General features: G+C 65.3%; 7 protein-coding genes. All 7 read left to right on the top strand.

The window, feature by feature from the left end:
* Nucleotides 1–284 precede the first annotated feature (284 nt).
* The 7 genes from WDA27_02170 to WDA27_02140 all read left to right on the top strand — a co-directional run bounded on the left by WDA27_02170 (nucleotide 285) and on the right by WDA27_02140 (nucleotide 8,886).
* Nucleotides 285–1,127: an IclR family transcriptional regulator gene (locus WDA27_02170; protein MFA5889753.1), complete on the top strand. Its 843-nt coding sequence runs from the start codon at nucleotides 285–287 to the stop codon at nucleotides 1,125–1,127.
* Between the two features lie 91 nt (nucleotides 1,128–1,218).
* Entirely contained in the window at nucleotides 1,219–2,346 is a 1,128-nt protein-coding gene (locus tag WDA27_02165) for an MFS transporter (protein ID MFA5889752.1), read from the top strand.
* Entirely contained in the window at nucleotides 2,347–3,543 is a 1,197-nt protein-coding gene (locus WDA27_02160; GenBank protein ID MFA5889751.1) for a Gfo/Idh/MocA family oxidoreductase, read from the top strand.
* Between the two features lie 44 nt (nucleotides 3,544–3,587).
* Nucleotides 3,588–4,937 carry an ABC transporter substrate-binding protein gene (locus tag WDA27_02155; GenBank protein ID MFA5889750.1) on the top strand — a complete coding sequence of 450 codons (1,350 nt, stop codon included), beginning with the start codon at nucleotides 3,588–3,590 and terminating at the stop codon, nucleotides 4,935–4,937.
* Between the two features lie 12 nt (nucleotides 4,938–4,949).
* Nucleotides 4,950–6,848: an ABC transporter permease gene (locus tag WDA27_02150; GenBank protein MFA5889749.1), complete on the top strand. Its 1,899-nt coding sequence runs from the start codon at nucleotides 4,950–4,952 to the stop codon at nucleotides 6,846–6,848.
* Nucleotides 6,845–7,627 (top strand): ABC transporter ATP-binding protein, encoded by a 783-nt coding sequence (locus WDA27_02145; protein ID MFA5889748.1) that lies wholly within the window; start codon nucleotides 6,845–6,847, stop codon nucleotides 7,625–7,627. Before WDA27_02150 ends, WDA27_02145 begins: the two co-directional genes overlap by 4 nt.
* 8 nt (nucleotides 7,628–7,635) lie before the next feature.
* Nucleotides 7,636–8,886: a hypothetical protein gene (locus WDA27_02140; protein MFA5889747.1), complete on the top strand. Its 1,251-nt coding sequence runs from the start codon at nucleotides 7,636–7,638 to the stop codon at nucleotides 8,884–8,886.
* Nucleotides 8,887–8,888 lie beyond the last annotated feature (2 nt).

Below are 8,888 nucleotides of genomic sequence, written 5' to 3'. Positions count from 1 at the left end.
CCTCACTTGGTTGCGCTCGTGCGCGCCGGTGCGAAGTTCGTGAATGGAAAACTGATCGAACGCAACACGGGGAAGGACGCCGCGTGATTCACGCCACGCGTTCCACAACATTTGACGATATCTCGATTCGGCAGCCGCTTCGGCGGTCTGATCTACTCCTCCGACGACACGTGAGAGCCGCCCTTTTGGGCGGCTCTCACGTGTCGTGCGGCCGTCCGGGCCCTTGACAATGCGGCAACGCAGTTGTTGTAATGGCCCCCGACCACGACCAGGGAGGCGGCCGCATGGCCGGAGTGCGAGAGCGGGATGTGGCGAAGATGGCGACGGAGCGCTCGTCGGCTTCGCGGGTCGCGTCGACGCTGAGGAGCGGACTGGCGATCCTTGAGGATCTGGCAGCGCATCCCGGCGGTGCGGGCGTCACGGAGGTCGCCCGCAGGCTGGGTCAAGACAAGAGTCAGGTGTCGCGCTTGCTCGCCACGCTCGGAGAACTGGGTTACGTGGATAGGGATCCCGAATCCAGGCGTTACGCGGCCGGGGCGGATCTTGTGCTGCTGTCCGCGCGGCTGCTTGGGAGGCTCGATGTTCGGGCGCAGTCGCACGCCGCTATGCGGGATCTCGCCGGCGCGACGGGCGAGTCGGTTCACCTTGCGGTGCTTCTTGCGGATTCGGTCGTAACGATCGACTTGGTCGAGACCGCCCAGCCGTTTCGCGTTGAACCTGGGATCGGAACTCGAGATCCGATCCATTGCACTGCCATTGGGAAGGCGATCTTGGCGTTTCTGCCCGTTGAGGAGAGCGCGCGCCTGTTGGCGAACCCGCTCTTGCGATTCACGCCGCGCACGATCATCGATGGGGTCGTGCTGGAGCGGGACCTTGATGCCGTTCGCCGTCGTGGGTTCGCGGTTGACGACGAGGAATTCACCTCCGGCGTCCGATGCATCGCGGCTCCCGTGTTCGACTCGGGAGGATACGTGGTGGCTTCGTTGGGGATCTCGGCGCCCGCCCAAAGGCTTGCGCGCCGGATGGTTGCGGCTGCCGGACGCAGCGTGCGTGAAGCCGCGGCCACCGCGTCGGGTCGGATGGGGTGGACGAGCGGGGGTCCGAGGCGTGTCGCGTCCGACGTGTGATGTGGTCGGTGCGTCTCGGAGCGCCGGTTCCCTCGCGGATCGTCCGGCGCGTGTCGCACCCGCGCGGTCCCGCGCGGCTCTGATCGTCGCCGTGGGGGCAATCGGGATATACGGTGTTGTGGTCGGGGCGTTGGGGCCCACGCTCCCTGCGATTCGCGGCGAGTTCCACGTCGGAACGCGATCGGGCGGGCTTACGCTGATGGCTTTCGGTGCCGGCTTTGTGCTCAGCGTCCTGGTGGCGGGCCGCGTCGCGGATCGGCGCGGAGTTTCGGTTGTGGTGCGCGCCGGACTCTGGGTGATGGCGGCGGCGCTCGCGGGGGGGCTGTGGCACTCGTATTGGGGGTGGGTGGCAGCCGTTGCGATCGTCGGAGCGGCCGGGGGTTGGCTCGTGATCGGAGCGAACATCTGTGTCGCGGAGATGTTCCCGGATCGTCGCGGTGCGGCTCTCAACTGGCTGAACCTTTTCTTCGCCGTCGGCGCGCTGTCCGCTCCCGTGCTCGTCGCGTGGATCGGAGGCGGCAGCGCGTGGAGGCGTCCGCTTCTAGTCGTCGCAGCCACCTCTGCGCTTCTGGGCATTCCCGCGCTGGGCGTGCGGATGCCGGGCCGTCGCGTCGTCAAAGACGAGGCCGGCATTCGGTGGCCTGTTGCGAACAAGTCGTTCGTGCTTCTGTTGATCCTTGCGCCGCTGTATGTCGGTTCTGAGCTTGGGTTCGGATCCTGGCTGTTCCCGTACTTGCGCTCCGCAGGGATTGCATCCGCGCTTGCCGCGGTCGTCGTGTCGCTGTTCTGGCTGATGTTGGCCGCCGGACGACTGCTTGTCGGTGCATTGGCGTTGCGATTCAGCGAGCGCGCGCTGCTTGCGACCGGGGCGGCGATTGGGTCGCTCGGTGTCGTGGGGACGATCCTGATTCCGGGCTCGGCAAAGGCGGGCGCCGTTGCCGTCGCGGGCCTTGGATTCGCCGGGGTGTTCCCGCTGACGCTTGCGGTCGCCGCGAGATCGTTCCCGACGACGAGCGGGAGTGCGCTCGGCGCGCTCCTTGCGGTCGGGGGTGCGGGCAACGTGGTGATTCCCTGGGTAATGGGCGCTGTTGCGCAGGCGGGCGGCCAAGGCGCGGGACTTGCCGTTGGTGCCGGGACGATGGCGCTTGTGTCTGTTTGTGCGGTAGCGGAAGGTCGCGCCGATGCGCGCGCGCGGTTGCGGGAATCGAAGGAGGAGTAGATGGATATCGTCCGGATGGGAATCGTGGGCTGCGGGCGCATCTCGACGTTGCACGCGCCGGGGTACCTCAAGCATCCCAAGGCGGAGTTGGTGGCGTGTTGCGACGCGAACATGGGGCGCGCGGAGCGCTGGGCGGCGGAGTTCGGAGTTCCGCGCGTTTACGACGACTTCGACCGCATGCTCGCGGATCCCGAGATCGATGCGGTTGAGATCATCACTCCGCACGCCATGCACCGCCCGATGGTGGAAGCGGCGGCCAAAGCCGGAAAGCACGTGTCGGTGCAGAAGCCCATGGCGCTCGACATCGACGAAGCGGATCGCATGATCGATGCGACCAAGAATGCGTCGGTGGTCTTCAAGGTCTTCGAGAACTTCGTCTTTTACCCGCCGTATCGCTTGGCGAAGGAACTGATCGACGCGGGAGAGATCGGCGATCCGATCGGTATCCGCTTGAAGCTGAACCCCGGCGGACCGTTCTCCGGATGGGAAATGCCCCTGGCGAGTTGGGCGTGGCGTTTCCGCAAGGACTTGTGCGGCGGCGGCCCGGCGATATGGGACGACGGATACCACAAGTTCTCGATCGCGCGCTTCTTCATGGGGGATCCGGAGAAGGTCTTCGCATGGATCGGCCAAACCGACATGGCTCCGGTCATCGCGTCGCTGATGGAGCGTTCCGACATCGCGGTGTCGGCGACGCCCGAGGACCTCGTGGAGGCGATGACGATGCTGATCGGCCCCGACGGCCGGCCGGCGCCGCTCGTTCTGGACCTTCCGGCGATGGTGACATGGAAGTACGCCGGCGCGGACCGCTTCGGTGTCCTCGACGGGATGTTCTCCCCGGAGATGGAAATTTGGTCCCGGCACTATCCGGCCGACGAGCGAGTCGAGATCACCGGAACGCGCGGAGTTATCTGGATCAATCAGTGCACCGGCAGGCTGCAAAACACACCTCCTGTCATCCTTTATCGGGACGGAAAGACGGTTTCCTACGAAAACGTTCCGTGGGGGTGGGAGACGAGCTTCGAGGCCTCGGCCGGCCATTTCGTGGACTGCCTGTTGAGCGGGGGAGAGATGGCGCCGGTGCTTTCGGGAGAGGACGGACGTGAGGTTCTTCGCTTTGCGATTGCCGCACATGTCTCCGCGCGGGAAGGGAGAGAGGTTCGCGTTGACGAAGTAAGTGCGCACGACCGACCGTAGGGCGGTCGTGCGCTCACGTGAGAGCGGAAAAGGGTGAGGATCGCGTGAGAAGGTCCCAGGTCGTCGCTTTGGCGACGACGGTGGCGTTGCTGTTAGGACTTCCCGGGTGCGCACTCGTGAAGCCTCGGCGCGTTGCCGTCGTAGAGCGCGTAACCATAAGAAAGACTCTTGCGCCGGGAGAGCGGGTTCCCGCCGCCGGCGACGGAGCTGCGGGCGGATCCACAGGTTCCGCATTGAATGCGCTTGGACCGTCTCGGGACCGGCAGGTGTCGTCCGATGGAGACGGCGGCATCGCGGCGGGATCGATCAAGATCGGCACGATCAACATCGTCGAGGGTGCTCTGCGCGACATCGGCTTGCCGATCGTGAAGACGACGCAGGCGTACATCGAAGACATCAACGCGCGCGGCGGAATCAACGGCCGCAGGCTCGAACTCGTTTCGTATTCCGCGTGCGAGACCTGTGCCGACCAGGCCCTTGCGGCCGCGACGCGTTTGGTAGAGCGGGATCACGTTTTTGCGCTTGTCAACACATTCAGTCTGTCCTACGCGTTCGAGCCCGTCATCCCCTATCTGGAGAAGCACGGCGTTCCTCTGATTCAAGGGATGTCGCAAAGCCAGCTCGAGCCGCTCGGACCCATGAACTACTTCTTTGCCACGCATCTTGGGAAGGGGGAGCGGCTGTACGCCCAGTGGCTGGCGAAGATCATCGGGGAGCGCGGGATCGCGAAGAAGGTTGCCATCGGATACATGAACAACCCGCAAGCCAAGCGGAAGAAGGACGGAGTGCGCGCGTCGCTTGCGCGTCGCGGGATCGACGTCGTCGACGAGGAGTTGATCGAGGAGAACGAGGACGCGGTCACGCACATGGACGCGGCTGTGTCCCGCATGCGAATGAGTGGTGCAACTGCGGTGTTCCTCGCGAGCAACGTGCTCTTGCCTTTCGCAGCTCAGGCGGCGAAGCGCCAGGGGTGGTCTCCCGTCTGGGTCGCCAACGCCGACTGGGCCCAGCTTGCGATCGACAGCTGCGGAGGGGCGTGCGAGGGCGCGTACTCCGACACATCCGGATGGGCCTTTCCCGATACGAAGACCGCGCAGATGGCTCGGTTCAAGCGAGTGATGGCCGCCTACTACCCAAGCGGGAAGATCGAGGCGTTGACCGTCGGCGCGGGCACGGGAATGGTCGTCTTCGAGGACTTGATGCGTCGCATGGGGTCGACGCCCACGCGCGCCGGGTTGCTGGAGCATCTTGAGGGGCTACGAGGGTACGAGACCGGTCTGACGCCACCCATCACCGTGAATGCCGGGGATCACTGGGGGATCTCCGGCGCGCAGATGCTTCAAGTGCGCGGGGGGAAATGGGTGCGCGTGACGGACTGGCTATTGATGGACTAGCGGGAGAGGTCTTTGGTCTTCGTCCAGTTCGCGATTCTCGGTCTTGCGGCAGGAGCTGTGTACGCGCTCCTGGCTGCGGGGCTTGTCGTCGTCTACAGGACAACGGGCGTGCTCAACTTCGCGCACGCCGCTATGGGGACTGTCTCCGCCTACATCTTCTTTGAGGCCGCGAGACGTCTTCCGCTGCCGGCTTGGGTAGCCGCGTTGCTTGCGATCGCGTTTGGGGCGGGTCTGGGGTGGGTGCTTTCGGCGGTTGTGTTCGCGCGTCTTCGCGGAGCTTCGCCGCTGTCGAAGGTCATCGTTTCGCTTGGGATCAGCGGACTGCTTCAAGGGGCAATGGGGCTTGTCTGGGGGTTTGAGGGGAAAGCTCGGCCGCCACAGGTGTTTCCGGCCGGCGTCTTGCACATCGGGAATGTGAACCTCGCGTGGCAGCAGGTCGGCATGATCGGATCGGCCGTCCTGTGTGCGATAGCCCTCTCGGGGCTGTTCCGACGCACCAACCTTGGGATCGCGCTGCGGGCCGTCGCTCAGAACCGTCTGGCCGCCAGGCTTGTAGGTGTCGCCGAAACCCGAGTTATCGGTGCGGCGTGGGCGATCGGTGGAGGATTGGCTGCGCTGGCCGCCGTTTTGGAAACCCCGATGTCTTTCCTCGCTCCGGTTGCGATGGAGGGGTTCTTGGTGAAGGCGTTTACCGCCGCGCTCATCGGAGGCCTGGCGAACGTGCGGGCTGCCGTGGTGGGCGGCCTGGCGCTCGGGGCGATCGAGGGCGCGCTGACGGCCGCTCCGGCGCCGTTCAACGGGCTGAAGACCCCGCTTGCCGCTGCGCTCATTCTCGTGTTGCTCGTCGCGCGGATCGACCGGGTTTTTGTCAGCGAGCACGAGGCTGCGGCGATCGAATCTGAGGAACCGTCTACGGCAGCCGCGATCGCGTCCGAGCGCGGCGCGCGTCGGAGTCCGATCTGGTTGGTGGTGCTCGGGTGTGCGCTCGCCTTGCCGGTGCTCGGCGGTTCCTATTGGAGCTACGTCGGAGCGCAGGTCGCCGTCTATGCGCTCGCGGGTCTCTCCTTAGTTGTCCTCACGGGACTCGTCGGCCAGATCTCGCTCATGACCGCGGCGTTCGTCGGAGTGGGTGCTTTCGCGGCGGCATTTGTGGGAACGAGGCTCGAAACCCCGCTGCTCCTTGCGATCCCGATCGCCGGATTGATTACGGTCCCGATTTCGGTGCTTGTCGGGTTTCCCGCCCTGCGCCTTCGAGGGTTACATCTTGGGATCGCAACGTTGGGGTTTGCGACGCTCGTGGAGAGCACGCTGTTCCAGTCCAACTGGTTCGCGAACGGCGGCAAGACCGTCCATCTGGCACGCCCGACGTTGGGTGGTGTGGAGATGAGCAACGGAATGTTCTACGTTCTCGCTCTTGCCGTTGCATCCATGCTGTTCCTGTTTGTCCGCAACCTCATGCGCTCCAAGGTGGGACGCGCGTTCGCGATGGTTCGCGACAACGAGGCCGCCGCCCAAGGACTGGGCATGAACATCGTGAAGTACAAGCTGCTCGCTTTCTGCCTTGCCGGGTTCTTCGCGGGAGTGAGCGGCGCGCTGTACGCGTACCTGCTTCAGAACTTCACCGCCAAGGCGTTCACAACACTCGGTGCCGTGCAGTTCTCGCTTTCGATCTTCTTCATTGCGATTCTCGGCGGCGTGCGGTCGGTCAAGGGGCCGGTGATCGGTGCGCTGCTGGTGATTGGAGTCAATGAGGCGTTGCGGGGACTCGACATCTTGGCGTTCCTCTACTTGACGACATTCGGACTGGCGCTCGTGGTCGTGTGCATCATCGAGCCGCTGGGCATCGCAGGGCTCATGGCGCGCGCGCGCGCCCCGGTCCGGCGGCTCCTGCGTGCGGGGGATGCGGCATGAGTTTGCTCGAGATTCGAGGGCTGTGCCTGCGTTTCCGAGGCCTGGTCGCGCTCGACAGCGTGGATTTGTCCGTCGCCGAGGGAGAGGTCGTTGGGCTGATCGGTCCAAACGGCGCGGGGAAGTCGACATTGCTCAATGCGATCAGCGGATTCCTCGTTCCGAACGAGGGAAAGGTCGCGCTCGACGGTGAAGACATGTTGAGCCTGCTCCCGCACGAGCGCGCATCGCGAGGAATCGCACGCACGTTTCAGGCGGCGCGCTTGTCGTCCGCTCTCACCGTTCGGGAGAACCTTCTCGCATCGACGCACGCGCACCACAATGCCACCGTGCTGGGCGCCGGGTTCGGAAGCCGGCGCGCGCGCGCGGCGGAGGCGCGCGCGCAGGAGGAGGTCGATGCGGCTCTCGGCGTCATAGATCTTTCCTCGTGGCTCGACCGCCGCGCCGGGACTCTGTCCTACGGCACGCTGCGAATGCTGGAACTCGCTTGTGTCGTCGTCCAGAAACCGCGCCTGTTGCTTCTGGATGAGCCGGCTTCGGGGATCGCTCAGCGCGAGACCGAAGCTCTCGGGCCGCTGCTTTTGCGAATCCGCGATGTGCTCGGAGCCACCGTTTTGATCGTCGAGCACGATCTCGCGCTTGTGCGGGCCATTTGCACGCGACTGGTTGCGATGGATCTTGGCAGAGTGATTGCCGATGGGAGGCCTGAGGACGTGTTGGGTCATGCGGCTGTGCTCGAGTCATATTTGGGGCGACCGGCGCGCGCGGGAGGCCGGGTGTGATCCGTTCGATGAAACGCCGGGGTCCGGCGCGCGCGCGGACCGTGTTCGCCGTGTGCGTCGTGGCGGTCGCCGCGTTCGGTCCCGTAGCCGCGAGAGCAGCGACCGTCGCGCAGGGAGAGGCGGAGGCGTTTGGGATCCGGGTGTCGCCGGAGGAGGGCCGATACCCGATCCCGATTTCGTTCGGTCTTGCGCGCGGAACGGTCGGGACGCCTCCGGTTGAGTCGCACGGGATCGCAGCCTCGTTTGATTCGGGGATTCTCGGCTATTCGGGTCCGGGAACCGTCGAAACCGATTACCCCGTTCAGAACTTGCCTCGGGAGGCGTCCGGCACGTACTCGGGTGGACCGTACGACGTGGGGCCTTTGCGCTTCGTGGACGGCAAATTCGAGTCGCGATCGTCGGGTACGCCCTCGTCGGTGAATCACGTGGTCATGGGTGGAATCGAAGCTGACGGCGTGAGCATCGGTCAGGTCGACCTCGTTGCGGAGGAGAAGATCACCGGTGTTCGCACCAGCGGTAGCGCAGCCAGCGTGTTGACGGCCGTCGAAGCCGGGCCTCTTCGGATTTCCGCGATCGTGGTCCGCGCAAGTGCTTTTTCCGACGGCACCGAGAAAGGCGCGCGCGCGGAGGGGGGGACGGATGTCCTAGGCGCGACGGTTGCGGGGGTCCCCGTCATTGTGTCTGCCGATGGTGTCCGGGTGTCGGACTCAGAGATCGAGGGTGCCGCGGTCGTCGCTCTTCAGGAACAGGTAGATGGTGCCCTTGCGAGCGCCGGGATCACAGTGAGGCTGGTCCATCCCGATCTCAGTCGGACCGCCGGTGTCAGCCAAGCGACGGGTGGCGGTTTGTGGCTTCGCTACGGAACGTCCACGGTCGCGATGGACGGTGGGGCAGGGATCGGGCTGGGAGGGGCGTCGGTGACTGCGACGTCCAACGGGCAGCAGGAGTCGCATCGTGCGTTGGTGAATGTTCCCCGGTTGCCGGTGCGGACGTTCCCGGTGTCGCGCGTTCTCTCGGTCGGCGCACCGCCGCGGGCGACCACCGACGCTCCGCGTCTTCCGGAGGCTGTCTCCCCGCGTGTGGTCGAAGAGATAGTGGAGCGTGTCCACCACAGGACCGAATACCCAACGGGGCGGTGGATAGGGATTGCGATGCTTCTCCTCGCCGGTTTCGCGTGCCGCCTTGGTCGCAACACCAGACCGATGCGGCCTGTGCGAACGGCGTGGCGTGAGGTTTCGCGGCACGTGTTGCAGGGCTGATC

This window comes from Actinomycetota bacterium (genome assembly GCA_041658565.1).
In the GTDB taxonomy this organism is placed as follows: domain Bacteria; phylum Actinomycetota; class AC-67; order AC-67; family AC-67; genus JBAZZY01.
This window is presented reverse-complemented; position numbering and strand designations above follow the sequence as displayed.

Excerpts from the sequence above, each read along its gene's own strand:
- WDA27_02170 (MFA5889753.1), top strand. The coding sequence starts at position 285 with ATGGCCGGAGTGCGAGAGCGGGATGTGGCGAAGATGGCGACGGAGCGC.
- WDA27_02160 (MFA5889751.1), top strand. The coding sequence starts at position 2,347 with ATGGATATCGTCCGGATGGGAATCGTGGGCTGCGGGCGCATCTCGACG.
- WDA27_02145 (MFA5889748.1), top strand. The coding sequence starts at position 6,845 with ATGAGTTTGCTCGAGATTCGAGGGCTGTGCCTGCGTTTCCGAGGCCTG.
- WDA27_02140 (MFA5889747.1), top strand. The coding sequence starts at position 7,636 with ATGAAACGCCGGGGTCCGGCGCGCGCGCGGACCGTGTTCGCCGTGTGC.